The sequence below is a fragment of the Microbacterium sp. PAMC22086 genome, from assembly GCF_019443525.1.
Classification (GTDB): domain Bacteria; phylum Actinomycetota; class Actinomycetes; order Actinomycetales; family Microbacteriaceae; genus Microbacterium; species Microbacterium maritypicum.
The window spans coordinates 721,520-740,733 of record NZ_CP080380.1; the positions used below are offsets into that span (position 1 = coordinate 721,520).

Annotated in this window: 24 protein-coding genes; 18 read left to right on the forward strand and 6 right to left on the reverse strand. The window is 68.5% G+C overall.

The window, feature by feature from the left end; all coding sequences use genetic code 11:
- The first annotated feature begins 48 nt into the window (after nucleotides 1–48).
- Complete coding sequence (locus KY497_RS03470) at nucleotides 49–450, forward strand: DUF779 domain-containing protein (protein ID WP_055875388.1); 402 nt, start codon at nucleotides 49–51, stop codon at nucleotides 448–450.
- 12 nt (nucleotides 451–462) lie between these two features.
- Here the strand turns inward: KY497_RS03470 and KY497_RS03475 are convergent, their stop codons facing one another.
- Entirely contained in the window at nucleotides 463–1,218 is a 756-nt protein-coding gene (locus KY497_RS03475; protein WP_219869829.1) for an ABC transporter ATP-binding protein, read from the reverse strand.
- The gene (locus tag KY497_RS03480) at nucleotides 1,215–1,547 is read right to left on the reverse strand and encodes a hypothetical protein (protein WP_308813128.1); all 333 of its coding nucleotides are present in this window, start codon (nucleotides 1,545–1,547) and stop codon (nucleotides 1,215–1,217) included. Before KY497_RS03480 ends, KY497_RS03475 begins: the two co-directional genes overlap by 4 nt.
- 125 nt (nucleotides 1,548–1,672) lie before the next feature.
- On the opposite strand from KY497_RS03480, the gene KY497_RS03485 reads away from it, so the two are divergent.
- The gene (locus tag KY497_RS03485; protein ID WP_219869830.1) at nucleotides 1,673–2,419 is read left to right on the forward strand and encodes a 3-hydroxybutyrate dehydrogenase; all 747 of its coding nucleotides are present in this window, start codon (nucleotides 1,673–1,675) and stop codon (nucleotides 2,417–2,419) included.
- A 245-nt stretch (nucleotides 2,420–2,664) separates the two neighbouring features.
- Here KY497_RS03485 and KY497_RS03490 read toward each other — a convergent pair whose 3' ends face one another.
- Both KY497_RS03490 and KY497_RS03495 read right to left on the reverse strand, forming a co-directional pair.
- Nucleotides 2,665–3,765, reverse strand: coding sequence for a DUF3137 domain-containing protein (locus KY497_RS03490; RefSeq protein WP_258185844.1), 1,101 nt, complete (start codon nucleotides 3,763–3,765; stop codon nucleotides 2,665–2,667).
- Entirely contained in the window at nucleotides 3,762–4,730 is a 969-nt protein-coding gene (locus tag KY497_RS03495; protein WP_219869831.1) for a hypothetical protein, read from the reverse strand. The genes KY497_RS03490 and KY497_RS03495 overlap by 4 nt, the downstream gene beginning before the upstream one ends.
- Before the next feature lie 80 nt (nucleotides 4,731–4,810).
- On the opposite strand from KY497_RS03495, the gene KY497_RS03500 reads away from it, so the two are divergent.
- From KY497_RS03500 to KY497_RS03515, 4 genes are all read left to right on the forward strand, one after another.
- Nucleotides 4,811–5,476 (forward strand): Pr6Pr family membrane protein, encoded by a 666-nt coding sequence (locus KY497_RS03500; protein ID WP_219869832.1) that lies wholly within the window; start codon nucleotides 4,811–4,813, stop codon nucleotides 5,474–5,476.
- 83 nt (nucleotides 5,477–5,559) lie between these two features.
- Nucleotides 5,560–6,573 carry a hypothetical protein gene (locus KY497_RS03505; protein ID WP_219869833.1) on the forward strand — a complete coding sequence of 338 codons (1,014 nt, stop codon included), beginning with the start codon at nucleotides 5,560–5,562 and terminating at the stop codon, nucleotides 6,571–6,573.
- Nucleotides 6,570–7,160 (forward strand): GNAT family N-acetyltransferase, encoded by a 591-nt coding sequence (locus KY497_RS03510; RefSeq protein WP_127483278.1) that lies wholly within the window; start codon nucleotides 6,570–6,572, stop codon nucleotides 7,158–7,160. The genes KY497_RS03505 and KY497_RS03510 overlap by 4 nt, the downstream gene beginning before the upstream one ends.
- Before the next feature lie 23 nt (nucleotides 7,161–7,183).
- Entirely contained in the window at nucleotides 7,184–7,540 is a 357-nt protein-coding gene (locus tag KY497_RS03515) for a hypothetical protein (protein WP_258185845.1), read from the forward strand.
- 10 nt (nucleotides 7,541–7,550) lie between these two features.
- On the opposite strand, the gene KY497_RS03520 is transcribed toward KY497_RS03515, so the two are convergent.
- Nucleotides 7,551–8,087 carry an Lrp/AsnC family transcriptional regulator gene (locus KY497_RS03520; protein ID WP_055875346.1) on the reverse strand — a complete coding sequence of 179 codons (537 nt, stop codon included), beginning with the start codon at nucleotides 8,085–8,087 and terminating at the stop codon, nucleotides 7,551–7,553.
- A gap of 204 nt (nucleotides 8,088–8,291) precedes the next feature.
- On the opposite strand from KY497_RS03520, the gene KY497_RS03525 reads away from it, so the two are divergent.
- From KY497_RS03525 to rplI, 11 genes are all read left to right on the forward strand, one after another.
- Nucleotides 8,292–9,875: an ABC transporter substrate-binding protein gene (locus KY497_RS03525; RefSeq protein ID WP_219869834.1), complete on the forward strand. Its 1,584-nt coding sequence runs from the start codon at nucleotides 8,292–8,294 to the stop codon at nucleotides 9,873–9,875.
- Nucleotides 9,876–9,886: 11 nt separating this feature from the next.
- Nucleotides 9,887–10,948, forward strand: coding sequence for an ABC transporter permease (locus KY497_RS03530; protein WP_055871404.1), 1,062 nt, complete (start codon nucleotides 9,887–9,889; stop codon nucleotides 10,946–10,948).
- Nucleotides 10,945–11,853, forward strand: coding sequence for an ABC transporter permease (locus KY497_RS03535; RefSeq protein ID WP_219869835.1), 909 nt, complete (start codon nucleotides 10,945–10,947; stop codon nucleotides 11,851–11,853). The genes KY497_RS03530 and KY497_RS03535 overlap by 4 nt, the downstream gene beginning before the upstream one ends.
- A complete protein-coding gene (locus KY497_RS03540; RefSeq protein WP_055875337.1) occupies nucleotides 11,850–12,683 on the forward strand; it encodes an ABC transporter ATP-binding protein in 834 nt (277 codons plus the stop codon). The genes KY497_RS03535 and KY497_RS03540 overlap by 4 nt, the downstream gene beginning before the upstream one ends.
- Nucleotides 12,676–13,515 (forward strand): ABC transporter ATP-binding protein, encoded by an 840-nt coding sequence (locus KY497_RS03545; protein ID WP_219869836.1) that lies wholly within the window; start codon nucleotides 12,676–12,678, stop codon nucleotides 13,513–13,515. Before KY497_RS03540 ends, KY497_RS03545 begins: the two co-directional genes overlap by 8 nt.
- Before the next feature lie 148 nt (nucleotides 13,516–13,663).
- The gene (locus tag KY497_RS03550) at nucleotides 13,664–14,698 is read left to right on the forward strand and encodes a glycosyltransferase family A protein (RefSeq protein WP_258185846.1); all 1,035 of its coding nucleotides are present in this window, start codon (nucleotides 13,664–13,666) and stop codon (nucleotides 14,696–14,698) included.
- Nucleotides 14,695–15,774: a UDP-N-acetylglucosamine 2-epimerase gene (locus KY497_RS03555; RefSeq protein WP_141385651.1), complete on the forward strand. Its 1,080-nt coding sequence runs from the start codon at nucleotides 14,695–14,697 to the stop codon at nucleotides 15,772–15,774. Before KY497_RS03550 ends, KY497_RS03555 begins: the two co-directional genes overlap by 4 nt.
- Before the next feature lie 192 nt (nucleotides 15,775–15,966).
- On the forward strand, nucleotides 15,967–16,335 hold the full coding sequence (gene rpsF / locus KY497_RS03560; protein ID WP_017829852.1) for a 30S ribosomal protein S6: 369 nt from the start codon (nucleotides 15,967–15,969) through the stop codon (nucleotides 16,333–16,335).
- Between the two features lie 5 nt (nucleotides 16,336–16,340).
- On the forward strand, nucleotides 16,341–16,856 hold the full coding sequence (locus tag KY497_RS03565) for a single-stranded DNA-binding protein (protein ID WP_021201451.1): 516 nt from the start codon (nucleotides 16,341–16,343) through the stop codon (nucleotides 16,854–16,856).
- 56 nt (nucleotides 16,857–16,912) lie between these two features.
- The gene (gene rpsR, locus KY497_RS03570; RefSeq protein ID WP_017829850.1) at nucleotides 16,913–17,167 is read left to right on the forward strand and encodes a 30S ribosomal protein S18; all 255 of its coding nucleotides are present in this window, start codon (nucleotides 16,913–16,915) and stop codon (nucleotides 17,165–17,167) included.
- Nucleotides 17,168–17,178: 11 nt separating this feature from the next.
- Complete coding sequence (gene rplI / locus KY497_RS03575; RefSeq protein ID WP_017829849.1) at nucleotides 17,179–17,631, forward strand: 50S ribosomal protein L9; 453 nt, start codon at nucleotides 17,179–17,181, stop codon at nucleotides 17,629–17,631.
- Nucleotides 17,632–17,703: 72 nt separating this feature from the next.
- Here rplI and KY497_RS03580 read toward each other — a convergent pair whose 3' ends face one another.
- The gene (locus tag KY497_RS03580) at nucleotides 17,704–18,402 is read right to left on the reverse strand and encodes a YafY family protein (RefSeq protein WP_219869837.1); all 699 of its coding nucleotides are present in this window, start codon (nucleotides 18,400–18,402) and stop codon (nucleotides 17,704–17,706) included.
- A 70-nt stretch (nucleotides 18,403–18,472) separates the two neighbouring features.
- Between KY497_RS03580 and KY497_RS03585 the strand changes: the two genes are divergently transcribed.
- Nucleotides 18,473–19,213, forward strand: coding sequence for an alpha/beta fold hydrolase (locus KY497_RS03585; protein ID WP_219869838.1), 741 nt, complete (start codon nucleotides 18,473–18,475; stop codon nucleotides 19,211–19,213).
- The last annotated feature ends 1 nt before the right edge of the window (nucleotide 19,214 follow it).

Here is a 19,214-nt window from a genome sequence, read left to right on the forward strand (position 1 = left end):
GCTGCTCCCTCAGCGTCCGCCCGGCTCCCTCCGCGGAAGGCGGCAGTCATGGTCAGCATCGGCACCTACCAGCGCGTGGACGTGACGGAGGCTGCGGCCTCGCTCATACGCGAGCTGACCGCCCAGCACGGGCCGCTCATGTTCCACCAGTCCGGCGGCTGCTGCGACGGCTCATCGCCCATGTGCTATCCGATCGGGATGTTCATCACGGGGCCGGGCGACGTGCTGCTCGGGGCGCTCGACGTGGGCCTGGCGCAGTCCGTCGAGGTCTTCATGTCGCAGTCGCAGTTCGAGTACTGGAAGTACACGCACCTGACCATCGACGTCGTGCCGGGGCGCGGTGCGGGATTCAGCGTCGAGGGGCCGACAGGGATGCGATTCTTGATCCGCTCGCGGATGCTGAACGACGCGGAGCTTGAGTACTTCGGGCTGGCGTCGCCCTCGGCGTGACTCGAGCGGTACTCAGCGCGGCAGCCGCGGAACAGCGTCGACGAGCGCCCGCGTGTAGGGGTCCTGCGGGGCGTGCAGCACGGCCGATGTCGCGCCCTGCTCGACGACGCGGCCGTTCTTCAGTACGAGCGTGCGGTCGCAGGCCGAGGCGATCGCGGTCAGGTCGTGCGACACCATCACGAGCGCCAGGCCGTTCTCGCGGCGCAGCCGGTCGAGCAGCTCGAGCACCTGCACGCGCGTCGTCACGTCGAGTGCGCTGACCGGCTCGTCGGCCAGCAGCACCCGGGGGCGCGAGACCACGGCGCGCGCGATCGCGATGCGCTGGCGCTGCCCACCGGAGAACTCGTGCGGGTACCGGCGCGCGGTGTCGGCGGGGAGCCCGACCGAGTCGAGGGCTTCCGCGATGCGGCGCTGCGCATCGGCGCCGGATGCCAGACCCAGCGAACGGAGCGGTTCGCCGACGATCCGGTCGATGCGTTGGCGAGGGTCGAGAGACGAGTACGGGTCCTGGAACACCGGCTGCACGCTCGCGCGGAACCGACGCATCTGTGCGCGATCGCGCAGAGCGAGCGGGGCGCCCTCGAACAGCACCTGTCCGTCGCGCGGGGCGGTGAGCCCGAGCATCAGCCGCAGGATCGTGGACTTGCCCGCCCCCGATTCACCGACGAGGCCCAACGAGTCGCCCTCATCGATGCGCAGCGTCACGTCGTCGAGAACGCGGCGCGATCCATAGGCGAAACCGGCCCCGCGCAGCTCGAGCAGCGTCATCGTCCGACCTCCCCGGCGTCGAGGAACGCATCGAGCGCACGGGCGCTGTCGACCAGCATCCGCGTGTACGGCTCGGCCGGCTCCTGCAGAACCTGCGCCACCGACCCCGCCTCGACGACGAGCCCGTCGCGCAGCACGACGATGCGATCCACCATGCGCGAGACCACGGCCAGGTCATGGCTGATGAACAGCAGCGCCATGCCGCGTTCGTCGACCAGGCGTTCCAGCAGTGCGAGCACGCCGTCCTGCACGGTCACGTCGAGCGCGGTCGTCGGCTCGTCGGCGATGAGCAGCTGCGGGCGGGCCGCGAGGGCGATGGCGATCGCCACGCGCTGACTCGTGACGGCCGTCGCCGTGGTCTCGCTGCGCGAGACGAAGGGCAGCTCGCTGCAGGCGATCGACGACGCCGATGCCGCCCGCACGGCCGCGGCCTGACACACCGAAGGAGCACGACATGACCGATCTGCGAGGACGCACGGCGCTCGTCACGGGCGGTGCGAGCGGGATCGGCGCCGCGTGTGCCCGGGAGTTCGCTTCGGCGGGCGCCCGGGTCACGGTCGCCGATGTCGATCGTGAGGCCGCGGAGGCTCTCGCCACGGAGATCGGCGGGCAGGCGTGGTGCGTCGACCTGTCCGACCTCGGTGCGCTCGCCGATGCCCGCATCGACGTCGACATCCTCGTCAACAACGCCGGAGTGCAGCACGTGAGTCCGATCGAGGACTTCGCACCGGAGCGGTTCTCGTTCATCCTGCGCCTCATGCTCGAAGCGCCGTTCCTGCTCATCCGCGCCGCACTCCCGGGAATGTACGACCGGGGCTTCGGGCGGGTGATCAACATCTCGAGCGTGCACGGCCTGCGCACCTCGGCCTACAAGTCGGCGTACGTCGCGGCGAAGCACGGTCTGGAGGGGCTGTCGAAGGTGACGGCGCTGGAGGGTGGACCGCGCGGGGTGACGAGCAACTGCATCGATCCCGGGTACGTGCGCACGCCGCTCGTCGAGAAGCAGATCGCCGATCAGGCCCGGGTGCACGGCATCCCCGAGGAGGACGTCCTCGCGAACGTGATGCTGACCGAGTCGGCCATCAAGCGGCTCGTCGAGCCGAGCGAGGTCGCCTCCCTCGCGCTGTGGCTCGCGGGCGATACTGCGGGGATGGTGACCGGGGCGAGCTACACGATCGACGGCGGATGGTCGGCGCGCTGACCGGTCGGCAGAAGCGCATTCGTGCGAATGGATGCAAGGGGTTGCAACCTCGCCCGGTATACCATTTCCCCATACGCCCAGCAGTGTCAGTCCCCAGCTGACCGTGGGCGGGGCGGCTCAGCCGTCATGCGGAGGGAGAGTGGATCTCTTTTCGATCCCGAGGGGGGATGGGGTGGGAGTTCGGTCCCCAGCCGGCACCCACCCCCACACTCGGCCCCTCCGCCACTCCGCGCGGTCGCATCGGCTCAGTTGAATCTGCTCACGATCCAGAACCCGGCGATCATGAGCGCGATGACGATGGGTATCCATGTGCCGCCGCGTTTGAGTCGCCGCCCTTGAGGGGCGACTCCGGGCGGCGGGGTGAGCAGGCCTGCAGGCGGCGCGAACGGCAGCGACGGACTCGACGTCGGGGCCGATGCCCCCGCTCTCGTCTCGGCGACGAGCCGCTCATCGCGCCACCGCGCCCACTGCTCGAACTTCGTCAGCAGGGCGCCGACGGTGCCGAACAGCCACGCCCAGGTGTCGGGATCGAGGGTCGACACCTTCCGCTGCGTGTAGAGGAAGAGCCAGTCGTCGACGATCTCCACGTCGAGCTCGGCCGCGTTGTCGATGAACCGCGCCATGATGTCGGGCGTGAAGAGATAGAGCGCGTCGCGTTCGTAGCCCTCGGGGCAGTAGAGCGTGAAGTGCTGGTCGAAGTCGCCCTCGAGCGACAGCCGCTGGCTTCGCTGGAACGATGCCGGCAGGTTCGAGCCGAACCCGTTGTTGCCCTTGGCGTCGAGGACGATGTTCGGCAGCGGTGCATCGAGCTTCACGGCCACGTAGCCCCAGCGGTAGGTCGTGGAGTTCTTTCCCGACTGCACCGTGTACTGGTAGTTGCCGAATTCGACGAAGCGTGGCCTGGTACCGCGGATCAGATCGGTGGACTGCCGTCCGCGCCCGAGGTGGAAGATCATGCCGGGCAGCGGCGGGTCGACGACCTTGGGCTCGTAGGTCATGCCGTTCGTCTGTGCGAACCGATGAAGGCGGTACCGCGTCGTCTGGGCATTGCGCACGCCCAGCCAGATCATCACGCCCGCGGCGGCCAGCAGAAGCGCGATCAGCACGAGGGGGATCGCTGCGGACGCGGGGGAGCCGCCGAAGGATGCCAGGCTCAGGACCACGCTGATGAGGACAGGCAGCATCACCACGGCGACGATCGCGACCGCCACGACGCCGATGATCGTGGATGCCCCGGTGCCACCCGTCGGCCGGGAACGGAGCTCCGCGGCGAAGGCGCGCACCGCGCTCGCGTCGACCGGATCGGTGAGGGGTCGGGCGTCGAAGGTCATCGGCGGGGACGTCACCTGTTCACCGCATCGGCGTCCCACGTGAGGTCGGCGCCCTCCGGGAGCGGGAGGGCTTCCAGGTGCTCGTCCGCGCACAGCGCCTCGATCAGTGCGGGCGAACCGGCCACGATCGTGGAGTCGAAGTCGACCTCGCTCACCAGCACCCAGGCGTGATCCTCCGGCCAGAGGAGGCTCGGGCTCTGTGCCGCCGGCGGGAATCCGCGCTCCTCGGCGGGGAGATCGCGCCAAGGCACGTGCAGCACCCACTCCGGATCGGCGAACGCACGCGGGGCAGCCGAGAACAGCACGTGTCCTCGTCCTGGCAGCTCGAACCTCGGCCCCTCCGAGATCTCCTTCGAGAGGATGCCCTCCTGCCAGGTGGGCTTGCGGAAGACGTTGTTGAACGGATCGCGCGCGCTGCGGTCGAGCATCGCCTGATGGTTCGGATCGTCCGAGAATGTCGGGAACGAGCGCGATGGGGTGATGCCGACAAAGCCCAGCAGATCGCCTCGCCCCTCCCAGAGCGCGGCGAAACCGGCGTCCGGTGTCTGCGTGTGCTCGACGAGGTGGGTGACGATGTTCGCCAGGTGGGCAGGTTCCAGCTCGCCCTCCATCGGCGCGGTGAACTCGCGACCGTCGGGGGCGATCCGCGTGCGCCAGTCGCCGTCGGACGCGGTGCGCACGAGCCGGTTCCACTGCGCGAGCGGGTGGAGGACGGTGCCGAACGCCGCCGCCGTCTGCGCCCACGACACCGGCTCGTCGACGAATCCGGCCATGAGCGCGTGCTGCGCGGACTCGGGCATCCGCACCCACTCGTCCGCCGTCGGAATCGCCCGATCCGGCGATGAGCGAACTTTGGCCGGATGGAAGATGCGCGCATACGCGGGAAAGCCGCGGGGCACCACCACATGCATGGTCTCGTTGCCGGCGTCGAGCCGCTCACGCAGCCATGCCCCCGCCGAGGGATCGGGCGTCCACTCCATGCGACCACGCTACCGGGCACTGCGCTGTTCGTGCGGTCGGCGGACACCGGGTGCGCACAGAGCCGCCCTAGGCTGACGTCGTGGAGACCGAGACCGAGACCGAGACCGTCGCGCCGCAGGCCCGCCGCGCGTGGGGAATCGGCCGCATCGTGGTCGGCGCCTCGGTCATCGCGGTCCTCCTCTACGCCTACGCTCTGCGCATCGCCGTGGGGGACGCGAGCCCGTTCGACTACTTCGGGTACTTCACGAACCAGACCAGTCTCATCGCGGCGCTCGTCCTGATCGGCAGCGGTGCACTCGTGACGACCGGCCGATCGGTTCCCTCGTGGTTCGCGTTGCTGCGCGGCATCGTGACCGCCTACCTGCTCGTGGTCGGCGTGATCTACAACGTGCTCGTCCCCGGCACGGGTTCGGCGCCGCCCTGGGTGAGCGTGCTGCTGCACGTCGTCTTCCCCGTGCTCGTGGCGCTCGACTGGCTGCTCATCGGCGATCGCCCCCGGCTGCCGTGGTCCCGACTCTGGATGCTCGTGCCCTACCCCCTGATCTGGCTGGGCGTGGTGCTGTGGCGCGGAGTCACCGACGGCTGGGTGCCCTACGGCTTCCTGCTCCCCGAACGCGGGCTCGGTTCGTTGATGCTCCACGTGCTCGGGCTGCTCGTCGCCGTGCTGATCGCCGGCGTCCTGGTCTGGACGGCCAGCCGATTCCGCGGCGTGTCGTTGAGGGAGAACGCATCCCCCCTCGGCTGAGCCGATTCTCCTCGGTGCTCCCCGGGCGGGCACTACGGTGGGAATCGCGTCACGCGAGCCGACTGTCATGGGGGAGAGTTCGAATGCTGAATCAGGCCGAAGCCGTGTCCGGCGAGCGGGTCTTCCGCAGGAACCCGCTCCGTTCGGCCGTCGGCGCGATCGTGCTCTCCGCGGTGCTGTCGGCGGTGACGCTCTTCGTGCTCCCGAAGTTCCTGCCGCGCACGATGGACATCTCGACCCGCGGCGTGCTGGTGCTCGTCGTCGCGATCGCGCTGACCGTGGCGGTGTTCGCCGGCTTCTTCTGGTTCCGCAACATCCGGATCGTCGTACGCCCCGATGCGGTCGAGATCGGCAAGGCCGGCAACCGCGAGACGTTCCTGCGCGCCACGACCGCCTTCCGCTCGAAGATCACCGAGCACCGCACGAACGGACTCCCGAGCGGCACCACGCGCGCCCTGATCGTGCATACCGGCGACCGCGAGATCACGATCGAGCTGCCCGGGTACTCGCGACCCCTGTTCAACGAGCTCATGGCGACGCTGAACCCGATCGCGCTGCCGGTGTTCGACGACCCTGTCGCGGCCGCGCGCGCCGGAGCCCAGCTGCCGACGCAGTTCACGATCGACGCCACGGGGGAGCGGCGCCTGGCCACGCGGCTCACGGTCGCCGCCGTCGTATTCCTCGTCATCGCGATCGGCGTGGGGCTGCTCGTGGCGGTGCCCGGTTTCGTCGACAGCGAGCTCTCGGCACTCATCCTGCTCGCGCCGTTCGCCGCGGTCGCTGCCATCGGCTTCGGGATCGGCGCCGTGCAGCGTCGGCGCCTGGTGCGATCGATCCCCGCTCAGGTGTCGGTCGACTCCCAGGGCATCCGCATCGACGGTGTCGACACGCCCTACGCGCAGCTGGCCCGCATCTGGTTGACCCCGCCCGCGTACCCGGTCAAGCGACTCCGCTTCGACCGCGCTGCCGGCAAGACCACGGCGCACCTGCTGGCCTCCTCCCGCGTCGGCATCACGCCCGACTACGGCGATCTCCTCCTCGCTGTGCGCGCACGTACGGCGCATCTGCGTGGCCTGCTCTCCCTGGACCTCGAGTGACGGGGGAGTCGGGGCACGACCCCGAGTACCCGATCATCACGGAGCGCCTGCTCCTGCGCCCGATCGCGCCCGCCGATGCCGCACCGATGCACGTCTACAAGTCCGACCCTGATGCCGTACGGTACGTGCCCTACGCGCCACTGGAGCTCGCGGAGGTCGAACAGCGCATCGCCACCACCTGGTCGAACACGCGCTTCGCGAAGGAGGGCGACGCGGTCTCCCTCGCCGTCGAGGAGCGTTCATCCGGCGCACTCCTCGGCGACGTGGTGCTGTTCTGGCGCAGCGAGAGCGACCGATCCGGCGAGGTCGGGTACATCTTCGACCCGCGCGCCGGCGGCCGTGGCTATGCGACCGAGGCGGTCGACGCGCTCCTCGCGCTGGGCTTCGACGGCGTGGGCCTGCACCGCATCGTGGCGCGCATCGACGAGCGCAACACGGCATCGGCCGGGGTCGTGGAAAGGCTCGGCTTCCGCCGCGAGGCCCGTCTGGTGGAGAGCGAATGGTTCAAGGGCGAATGGACGACGTTGCTCGTCTACGCGCTCCTCGAAGACGAATGGCGGGGGCGCGACGGCGCGGACGGCTCGTGACGGGATCCCCCATAATCGAGGATGTGACTGCGACTGCAACCCTTCCCTCCCTCGACGGCCGCCGATTCCGCATGGTGTCGTCCACGACCTCTGCGGTCGACCCGGAATCCCCGAGCATCTTCGAGTATTTCGAGCGCGACGGCGCGATCTGGGGCGGGTACGAGGGTGACACGGTCACCTTCGGCAAGTTCGTCGGCACCCGCACGGGTGACACGATCTGGGTGTCTTTCGTGCACGTGCTCAAGGCCGACGGCACGGTCGTGACCGGCGACGGCGAGAGCGAGCTGGAGCGTACCGACGAGGGCGGCATCCGCCTGGTCGAGCACTACGAGATGCACGGACTCCCGCAGCTGAGCGTGTGCGAGGAGATCACCGCCTGAGGCCTGCGCCTCAGCGCGGCGGCAGCGCGTCGCGACCGGGCGAGGCCGGCGTCCACCGTGTCATCCCGAGCGGTGCGGTGACGCTGCTTCGTTCCGGCAGGTCCCCCGGCAGCAGGTAGGGGCGGCGGATCACCTCGTCGAGCACCACCACGCTGACCACCGTGCGCACCTCGGGAAGCTGAGCGATCACTCCGGTGGAGAACTCGTGCACGCCGCTGACATCGACGGCGCGGATCAGCAGCATCGCGTCGTGCTCGCCTGTGGTGATCGCGCACCACTCCACATCGGGCATCTCCAGCACCCGCTCCCGGAACGACGCCCAGGCCTGCGGCATCACGGTGACGAAGACGAGGGCGCCGATGGAGAGCCCCGCCTTCGCCTGATCCACGCGGGCGCTGAAGCCCGTGATGATGCCGTCGTGCACGAGCGACTCGACGCGCGTGTAGGCGTTCGCGCGTGAGATCCCCACCTTGTCGGCGAGAGCCGCGATCGAGACACGACCGTTATCACGCAGGACTTCGAGGATTCTGTACGCCGTCTCGTCCAATGGGGCGGCACTTCGTCCAGAATGCTTCGAATCTTCCGCATTCTTGCTGGACATATTGTTCCTCACATCCGAGGTTCTGGACAGAGCGTGTCGAGGTGACCCACTCTTGCTGGACACATCGTCGCATATGATGCGAATCTGATCCACGGTCGTCCACATCGGTGGCGGCTCACCCGAATGTACTCCTCGCCTCTGGAGGCCCTCATGTCGTCACGCCGTATCACGCCGGTCATCGCGCTCGGAGCCACAGCGCTCCTCGCGCTCGCAGGTTGCTCTGGAGGGAACTCGGCGACCGGCGGCGGGCAGTCCGGATCCGACTCCCTCGTCATCGACACCGCGTTCTCGATCGAGACCACCGACCCGGGACACACCTACGACCCGACCGGCAACATGATCGCGAAGGCCCTGTACGAGACCCTCGTCGACTTCGAGGGCTCCGACGTCTCCACCCCCGTCCCCGGCCTCGCATCGTGGGAGCAGAACGACGAGGCGACCGAGTTCACCTTCACGCTCGACGGCGACCGCGTCTTCTCCGACGGCTCGCCTATCGAGGCGAAGGACGTCGTGTTCTCGCTGCAGCGCATCCAGGGCATGGAAGACGCCAAGCCCAACTTCCTGCTCGGCGGTCTCACCATCACCGAGGTCGACGACAAGACGATCGAGTTCACGTCCGAGACCCCGCTGCTGCAGCTGCCCGCGATCCTCGCGAACCCGGCGCTCGGCATCGTCAACTCCGACGTCGTCATCGAGAACGGCGGCGCGACCGACGGCACCGACTCGGCGCAGAAGTTCCTCGACGGCGCCTCCGCGGGCTCCGGCCCCTTCGTGCTCGGCACGCTCGACCTCAGCTCGCAGGTCGTGCTGACCAAGAACGACGAGTACAACGGCGACGAGGCATCCGACTACAAGCGCGTGGTCGTGCGCAACGTCTCGGAGAGCGCCACCCAGCTCGCCAACCTCAAGGGCGGCGACTCGATGGTCGCGATGGACCTGAACGGCGACCAGGTCGCCGGTCTCGGCGACGGCATCACGGTCGACTCCGTCCCCTCCGGCCAGACCATCTTCCTGCTGCTCAACCAGTCCGAGGCCGTCGCCGGTGACCTGGCGAACGTCAAGATCGCCGAGGCGATCCGCTACGCCCTCGACTACGACGCACTGCTGGAGCTGGCCGGTGCCGGTTCCGTGCAGGCGACCGGCGTGATCCCTCCCGGATTCGAGGGCGCCCTCGACGGCGGCGTGGAGCAGGACCTCGACAAGGCGAAGGCCGCGCTCGCCGAGGCCGGCTACACGGGCCAGACCCTCAAGCTGCAGTTCCCGAACGACTACCCGGTCGGCGGCGTGGAGTTCACCCCGCTCGCCGAGCGCGTGCAGGCACAGCTCGAAGACGCCGGCATCACGGTCGACCTCGCCCCCGCGCCCTTCGCGACCGAGCTCGACGCCTACGTCAACGGCGCCGAGGGCTTCGGCCTGTGGTTCTGGGGCCCGGACTACGCCGACTCCGCGAACTTCCTGCCCTTCGCCCCGGGTCTGAAGGTCGGCCTCCGCGCCGGCTGGGCAGCCGAGGCCAACCCGGAGATCGCCGGTATCGCCGCCGGTGCCGCCGCCGCGACCGACCCCGACCAGCGCACGGCAGCCTTCACCGAATTCGCCGAGGCGATGCAGGCCGAGGGCCCGTTCGTGCCGCTGATCGTCCCCGGTCGCAACATCTCCTCCGCGGACAGCGTGAAGGGTGCGGTGTACAACTCCGTCTGGGAGATGGACATCGCCGAGATCACGCCGGCCGGCTGAACGGACATCTCATGACGACAGTGGCGGTGCAGAGGCAGGCGCAGCGGCGCCGATCGCCTCTGCTCGGATACCTGCTGCGGCGGGCCGGCACCTCCCTGCTCCTGTTGGTGGGCGTGACGATCGTCACGTTCGCGCTCACCAACCTGGTGCCGGGAGACCCGGTCTCGGCCGCGCTCGGTGAGGGTGCGTCGCAGAACCCCGCGACGCGTGACGCGTTCATCAAGGAGCACGGTCTCGACCAGCCACTGTTCGTGCAGTACTTCATCTATATGGGGAACCTGCTGCGCGGGGACCTCGGCACGTCGCTGGTGACCGGACGCCCGGTCACCAGCGACCTCGCCACCGCGGTGCCGGCGACCATCGAGATCGCGATCGGGGCGATCATCGTCAGCCTCGCGGTCAGCATCGTGCTCGGTACGCTCGCCGCCTACCGTCGCGGACTCGTCACCGACCAGGTCATCCGCGTCGTGACGCTGGTCGGGCTCAGCGTGCCGACCTTCTGGCTGGCACTCGTCAGCTTCTACGTCTTCTTCCTCGAGCTGCGCATCGCACCGGGATCCGGCCGCATCTCCCCGTCGATCACGCCACCGCCGCGCGTGACGGGGCTCTACACGGTCGACTACCTCCTGGGCGGCGACGCCGTCGGCTTCTTCGACGCCCTCGCCCACCTCGCGCTTCCCGTCATGGTGCTCTCGCTCGTGACCATCGGTCTGCTCACCCGTTTCATCCGCACCTCGGTGCTCGAGGTCCTCGGGAGCGATTACGTGCGCGCCGCCAGAGCCAAGGGGCTCCCGGCCATGCGGGTGATCCTCGACTACGTGCTGCGGGGAGCGTCGCTGCCGATCCTCACGGTGGTGGGTGTCGCGTTCGGCGCTCTGCTGTCGGGCACGGTGCTCGTCGAGTCGGTGTTCGCCTGGCCGGGCCTGGGCACCTACGCCTACAACTCCGCCGCGAACCTCGACCTGCCGGGCATCATGGGCGTCGGTCTCGTGGTCGGCGTCATCTACCTCCTCATCAACTTCATCGTCGACCTGCTGTACGGCGTGCTCGACCCGAGAGTGAGGATCGCATGAGCCGCATCGCCGCCGCCTCCCCGGCCGGGCGCTTCCGCTTCCGCTGGCCCCGCGCCTGGCGCACGCCGCTGGGGATCATCGGCACCGTCATCGCCGGAGCCTGGATCATCGTGGCCTTCACCGCCCAGTGGTGGGTCCCGTACCCGCCGAACGCGCAGGTGCTGCCGCGCCTGCAGCCCCCGGGGGTCGACACGCTCCTCGGGACCGACGGCAACGGACGCGACATCTTCTCCCGCCTGATGACCGGCGCCACCGTGAGCCTGCCGCTCGCCCTCATGCTCGTGATCGCGGCCATGATCATCGGCACGCTCATCGGAGCGCTCGCCGGGTACTTCGGCGGCTGGGTCGACGAGACGCTCATGCGCATCACCGACCTGTTCATGGCCTTCCCGACCGTGATCCTCGCGATGGTGGTCACGGCCTCGCTCGGCCCGTCGCTGTTCAACGCGGTGATCGCGGCGATCGTGGTGTCGTGGCCGCAGTACTCCCGTGTCACGCGCAGCATCGTGCTGGGGCTCCGCGGCCAGAACTACGTGATCGCGGGACGACTGCTCGGGCACTCGCCGGCACGCACGCTGTTCGTCGACATCCTCCCGAACATCGCCGGCCCCGTCCTGGTGCTGGCGACGCTCGACATCGGCGCGGCGATCCTCCTGCTCTCCGGACTCTCCTTCCTCGGTCTCGGTGCGCAACCGCCGACGGCCGAGTGGGGGTCGATGATCTCGGGTGCGATGCAGAACTTCGACGCCTGGTGGCTCGGGGTCTTCCCGGGTCTCGCGATCCTGACCGTGGTGCTGGCGTTCAACTTCCTCGGAGATGCGATGCGCGACGTGCTCGACCCGACAGCCGAGATCACGCACGAGAAGGCTGCAGAGCACAAGGCGTCGGCGGGGGTGGCCGCATGAGTGCCCACAGCGCTGTCGCGCAGCAGGCCGCGACGCTCAGCATCCGCGACCTGACGGTCGACATCGGGCGTCCGCTCGTCAAGGGTGTCTCCCTCGAACTCGAGGCGGGTCGCATCCACGGTCTGGCCGGAGAATCCGGGTCCGGCAAGACCCTCACCTCGCTCGCCGTTCTGGGACTGCTGCCGCGTCAGGCCCGTACCGGGGGATCGATCCTGCTCGGCGGCGAAGAGCTCCTGGGACTCAACCGGCGCGCGCTCAACAGGGTGCGCGGCAAGCGGATCGCGATGGTGTTCCAGGATCCGTCGGCCTCGCTGCACCCGCAGCTGCCCGTCGGCCGCCAGCTCACCGACCACATGCGGGTGCACCTCGGTCTCAAGGGCGCCGCCGCCCGAGCGCGGGCTGTCGAGCTGCTCGAGACCGTGCAGGTGCCGAACCCGGCCGCGGCCCTGGGGCGCTACCCGCACCAGTTCTCGGGCGGGCAGCGTCAGCGCATCGCGATCGCGTGCGCTCTGGCCTGCGACCCCGAGGTGCTGCTGGCGGATGAGCCCACCACCGCTCTCGACGTCACGGTGCAGGCCGGCATCCTGAAGCTGCTGCGCGACCTCGCGATCGAACGCAACCTCGCCGTGCTCCTCGTGACCCACGACCTCGGCGTGATGAGTGCGATCGCCGACCGTGTGGCGGTCATGAAGGACGGCCGCATCGTGGAGCTCGCCGACCGCGAGACGCTGTTCCGCGATCCTCAGCACGAATACACGCGCATGCTGCTCGCGGCCCTCCCGGGTTCGCGCATCGACGAGGCACCGGAAGGGCAGGCCGCAGATGAGTGAGGTCGCAGTCCTCGACGCGCGCGACGTGGTCGTGCGCTACCCGGGCAACCCGCCGGTGATCGCCGTGAACGGTGTGTCGATCAGCGTCGCCGCGGGGGAGACCGTCGCGCTGGTCGGTGAGTCCGGCAGCGGCAAGTCGAGCCTCGCCCGTGCCGTGGTCGGCATCGAGAAGATCGCCGCGGGGTCCGTGCTCTTCCGCGGCGCCCCGGTGTCGCCGCTCGGCATCCGGCGTCGCTCGATCGCCCTCACCGGCATCCAGATGGTGTTCCAGGACCCGGCGACGTCGCTCAACCCGCGACGTCGCGTCGGCGACCAGATCGCTGATGGCATCGCCACCGCCCGTGCGCGCGGTGCCGAGGGATCGACCGTGGACGAATGGCTCGAACGCGTCGGATTGCCGACGAATGTGAGCACGCGCTTCCCGCACCAGTTCTCGGGCGGGCAGAAGCAGCGCATCGCGATCGCCAGGGCCCTGGCCGCGCGGCCGTCGCTCCTCGTCGCCGATGAACCGATCTCGGCGCTCGACGCCTCTACCCAGACGAGCGTCGCCGGACTCATGCGCGACCTGGTGGCGGAGTCGGGGGCGGGAATGCTGTTCATCTCCCACGACCTCGCCGTGGTGCGGCGCATCGCCGACCGCACGTTCGTGATGTTCGGCGGGCGCGTGCTCGAGTCGGGTCCGACGGACCAGCTCTGGGCGGCACCCGGGCATCCCTATACGCAGGCGCTCCTGGCCGCGATCCCTGAGCCGGACGGATCCGGGCGCATCCCGGTCGCTCCCTCGGTCGACGACCGCACGCTGTGGGCGGAGATTCCGCCGGTCATGTACTGAGGCCTGCGCGTCGCGGCGAGGGGATCCCGGCGGTCTGCTGCGGAGGCCGTGACGTGAGAGAATTGTTCGAATGTCTGGCGAACGATAGGGGAGGGGATCAGCCGTGACGGACGGTGAGATGCTCACAGGTCGAACGGCGGCGGTCTCGGTGATCCTCGCGTCGTACAACGCCGCGCCCTGGCTCGCGACGGCGCTCGATTCCATCGTCCACGCAGCGCTTCGGACCTCGTGGCCGGTCGAGTTGGTTGTGGTCGACGACGGATCGACCGATGACACGGCTCAGATGCTCGCCGAATACAAAGCCGCCTGCGCCATCCCCATGCGCGTAATCTCGCAGCAGAACTCTGGCCGCTTCCTTGCGTTCCATGCCGCCGCGGAGGCGGCCACGGGAGAGCGGGTCCTCATCATGGGTGACCGGATGCTCATGCAGCCGGACGCCTTTGAGTACTTGGAGCGCGTCGACCCGACCCTGCCCGAGGGTCAGGTGTGGAACGGGCACGTGCCGACCGCACCCGACGGCCCGCTCGTCAGCCGATTCTGGGAAGTGCCGCTGCACATCTTCTGGGGCAGCTACCTCGCCGATCCGAAGCCCACGCAGATCACGGAAGCGAACTTCGATCGCGTCCCGAAGGGAACCGGGTCGCTTCTCATCGGGCGACAGTTCTTTCTCGATGCGTGCAAGGCGGTATGGCCCAAGGAGAACGCGGCGCTCGTCTCGGACGACACCAAGCTCCTGCGTTATGTGGTCCAGCATCGTCCGATGCGCCTCGACCCTGGTTTCGGTGCGATCTACCGTCCCCGGGTGAACGTGCGCTCTTTTCTCTCGCACGCCTACACTCGCGGAACGCTGTTCGTCGACAGCTATGCCGGAACGAGCCTCGTGCGCAACATCCTGCTCCTCGGCCTGAGTATCATTCCGGTCGTCTATGTGATTGCTCTCCTGGTCGCTCTCGTGACCGGAGCCTGGGCGTACCTTTTGGCGCTCGTCGTCCTGGCCGTGCTCGGTCTGCTCGCCCCTGCTGCGGTGGCGGCGATCCGCAAGGCGCCGGCACGGGCCATTCTCTCCTATCTGACCTACGTCATACCCTTCGGCGTCGTCTTCTGGGCCGGTCTGGTCCGCGGCGTCGTCGTCCACCGCCGCACCTTCCGCCGCGCTCGAAGAGGAACCAGCAACTCACAATGATCGTCTTCATCTACGGAACCACCGCCGAGGCCATCAAGCTCGCCCCGATAATGCGCCGACTCGATGCCCGTGGCATTCGCTATGAGCACTGGCTCACCATGCAGCACACCGAGGCGCTTCGCAAGATCCTCCCTCAGCTGGGGTTGCGCGAGCCAGACCGGATCATCGCGGACGGCAACGGTGGCAAGCCGCTTCGCCGCCCCACCGATGTGATCGGTTGGGGTTGGCAGGCGTTCCGATGGATTCTGAAGAACCGCTCCGAGCTCAAGCGCACGCTCCCTGCCAACACCATCGTTGTCGTGCACGGAGACACGATGACGAGTGTTGTGGGGGCATTCGTCGCCTGGCGGCTGGGGGTTCCGAGCGCGCACGTCGAGGCCGGCTTGCGGTCGGGCAACTGGCGCCACCCGTTCCCTGAGGAGCTCGACCGCCGCATCGTCGGGCGTATGGCGAGCGTGCATTACGCCCCGTCGGATGTTGCCACCGCGAATCTCCGCGGTCGCAAGAACGTCATCCAAACTCACGGAAACACGGTCACCGATGCCGTACTCGACCACGACGAGGTCGATGTGGAGGCCGGTCAGCGGTACGGACTCGCTCTGCTGCACCGCTTTGAGTTCATCTCCAATGAGCAGCTCGTGCAGGACACCATCCGCACCCTCATCGACTCGAGCCCCGTGCCGATCCGTCTGCTGGTGGACGCGTACAACACCGAGACTCTGGAGCGTGTGCTTGCGGCCGTGCAAGCGGGGGACCGCGTCGTGATCGAGGCGAAGAAATCTCACAGTGAGTTCGTCATCCTCCTGAAGCGTGCGGAACTCGTGATCACAGACTCGGGGGGAGTGCAGGAGGAAGCGGCCCTGCTCGGCATCCCGACTCTCGTGCACCGTGTCGCGACCGAACGTCAAGACGGCATCGGACGCAATGTCGTGCTTTCTGGGTGGGATCTGGACGCGGTTCGCGACTTCTTGAGCGACCCGGAGAGCCACCGGTTCCCACCTCAGCGGCCGCCGGTGTCGCCCTCGGACATCGTCGTGGACGACCTGATCGCCCGAGGCTTCGGCACTCCTGGATAAGCGGGTTTCGCTGCGGCGCGCGCGGCGCGAAGCCCTCCCGGTGGCGTTCGCGGTAGGCGCTCGCGTCCGCTAGACTGTCAAGGTTGTCTGTCTCGCGGCGTCCATTCGGGATTCCAGAGACCGGCACGTGCACACACCCTCCTGCTCCCGGGAAAGTCCCGAGAGCCGTTCTAGTCCGAAGGAGGTGGGTAAGTGACGCACCAGTACGAACTCATGGTCATTCTGACCCCCGAGATCGACGAGCGCACGGTCGCCCCGACGCTCGACAAGTTCCTGAAGGTCATCACCAACGATGGTGGCTCGATTGACAAGGTCGACATCTGGGGCAAGCGCCGTCTGGCTTACGAGATCCAGAAGAAGACCGAGGGCATCTACGCCGTCGTCAACTTCACCGCTACCAGCGAGGCCACGCAGGAGCTCGACCGTCAGCTGAAGCTGAACGAGCAGATCATGCGTACCAAGGTCCTCCGCTCGGAAGAGGCTCAGGCGATGGTCGCTTCGGAGGCCAAGCGCTCCGAAGAGAAGGCTGCTCGCAAGGCCGCCAAGGCTGCGAAGGCCTAAGTCCCATGGCCGGCGAAACCGTCATCACCGTGGTGGGAAACCTCACGGCCGACCCCGAGCTGCGCTACACGCAGAACGGGCTGCCGGTGGCGAACTTCACCATCGCATCGACGCCTCGGAACTTCGACCGTGCCGCGAATGAGTGGAAGGACGGCGACGCGCTGTTCCTCCGCGCATCCGTCTGGCGCGAGTTCGCCGAGCACGTGGCGGGTTCGCTGACGAAGGGCATGCGCGTCATCGCGCAGGGCCGTCTGCGTCAGCGCTCCTACCAGGACCGCGAGGGCAACCAGCGCACCGCGATCGAGCTGGAGGTCGACGAGATCGGCCCCTCGCTCCGGTACGCGACCGCGCAGGTCACCCGTGCGGCCTCGACCGGCGGTGCCGGCGGTGCCGGTGGCGGTGGACAGTCCCGTCCCGCGCAGCAGCAGGTGTCGGAGGAGCCGTGGTCCACGCCCGGTTCGTCGACCAGCGCGGATGCCTGGAGCACTCCCGGCAGCTTCGGCGACGACACCCCGTTCTGAACAACTTCTGGATCCGGCCTTCACGGCCGGCATCCGCTCATCACTAAGGAAAAACAATGGCTGGAAAGTCGAGCGGCGACCGCCGCAAGCCGCGGAAGGGTGGCAAGCCCACCGCTCCCGCGAAGTCCATCCGGGTCGGTGTCATCGATTACAAGGATGTCGCCACCCTTCGCAAGTTCGTCTCGGAGCGCGGCAAGATCCGTGCCCGTCGTATCACCGGTGTCTCGGTGCAGGAGCAGCGTCTGATCGCCACGGCGATCAAGAACGCGCGCGAAATGGCGCTCCTGCCCTACGCTGGCGCCGGCCGGTAAGGGGTATCGAGATGGCAAAGCTGATTCTCACGAACGAGGTCGCCGGGCTGGGTAGTGCTGGTGACGTTGTCGAGGTCAAGAACGGGTACGCCCGTAACTTCCTCATCCCGCAGGGCTTCGCTACGGCGTGGACCCGCGGTGGCGAAAAGCAGGTCGCATCGATCCAGGCCGCGCGTCAGGCACGCGCGATCCACGATCGTGACGACGCTGTCGCGCTGAAGAACGCTCTCGAGGGCACCAAGGTGCGCCTCACGGTCAAGGCCGGCAAGGAGGGTCGTCTCTTCGGCTCCGTCAAGACGGACCACGTCGCGGATGCTGTCGCAGCCGCCGGCCTGGGCTCGATCGACAAGCGCAAGGTGCACATCACGTCGCCCATCAAGGTGACAGGTGAGCACGAGGCGACCGTGCGTCTGCACGACGACGTCACCGCAGTGATCACGCTGCAGGTCGTCGCCGCCAAGTAAGGCACGTCGAGAACGCCCCTGTCCTCCCGGGCAGGGGCGTTCTGCATTCCCCGGCCCGGTCGCTCGTGCGCCTCACCCGTCTCGACCGTGCACCGGCCGTGCATTGGCCGGCGGCTCTCCGACCTCATCGACGGTGTGACCGCTGCAGGCCGCCTTCGTGACGCTGGCCCTCTCGACGCGCGACACGGCGAACCATCGCATGGCGTCACGCAGACGGCACCACCCGACCAGGTACCACTGGCCGTTCGTGGAGGCGAACAGCACGGGCTCGACATCACGCGTTGTCGTGTTCCCGTCTCGGGCCGTGTACCGGAGGCGGACCACGCGCTGGTCCGACATCGCCTCCTCCAGCGCCGACCGGATCGCGCGGGAGGAAGAGGGCGGCGCATCGATCCACACACGGTGGGCGAGAGCGTCGGCTCGGGCGCGCGTGTGAGGATCGAGGACATCCAGGATCTTCCGCACTCCCGCCGCGGCCAGGTCGGCGTAGGGGGCGTCGGGCGCTGCGGACACGGCAGCCATGAGGGCCACGGCCTGCGCGGGAGACAGGCTCACCGGCGGCAGCGATGCTCCCACGGCCAGGCCGTAACCGCCTCCGGGCCCCGGGCGCGACCACAGCGGCGCGCCGCTGCGGTCCAACGCCGCCAGGTCTCGCTTGACGGTGCGCACGGAGACGTCGAACTCCCGCGCCAGACGCTCGGCCGAGCAGCCCCGCGATCCGCTGCGTCGCAGCATCTCGGACAGCGCATGCAGGCGCTCTGCACGCTTCACGATTCTGCCTGAAAATTCATGACATAAATAGTGACATACACCTGCCCGCACTGCGGAGGAAGCTGGGGGTATGACACAGACGACGAGCAGCCCGACCATCCTCTTCATCGCCGGCCACTGGTTGGGTGCGTGGGCGTGGGATGAGGTCCTCGAACACCTGAACGCCGCGGGCCCTCGTGCGGTCGCGATGACGCTGCCGGGTCTCGACGCGAACGATCCCGAGCGTGCGACGAAGACGCTCGACGATCAAGCCGCCGGGATCCTGGGGGAACTCGCCCGGCTCGGTGTCTCAGAGCAGCATCCCGCGATCATCGTCGCGCACAGCGGCGCGAACGCGCCCGTCAGCGTCGCGCTCGATCGGCACCCGGAGCTGTTCGCCCGGGTGGTGTGGGTCGACTCCGGCCCGGTGGCGACCGGGAGCGTGTTCGCGCCCGATCTCCCGGAGCAGGTGGACGAGCTTCCTCTGCCGCCGTTCGAGGCGCTGGGGCAGCAGGCGAGCCTGGAGGGACTGAGCACGGAGGTGCTCGAGCGCTTTCGCGAGCGGGCAGTGCCGCAGCCCGGCCCCGCGCTGCGGCAGCCCGTGGAGCTCGTGGACGATGCGCGTCGCAGGATTCCGACCACGCTCGTGTGCTGCTCGATCTCGGGCACGCAGGTGCGGGAATTGGCGCAGGCGGGTCATCCCATGTTCGCCGAAGTCGCGGAGCTCGACCACCTCGACGTCGTCGACCTGCCGACGGGGCACTGGCCGATGTGGAGTCGTCCCGGCGACCTCGCGGAGCTGATCCGTGCGGTCGCGTCCTCCAGCGACTGAA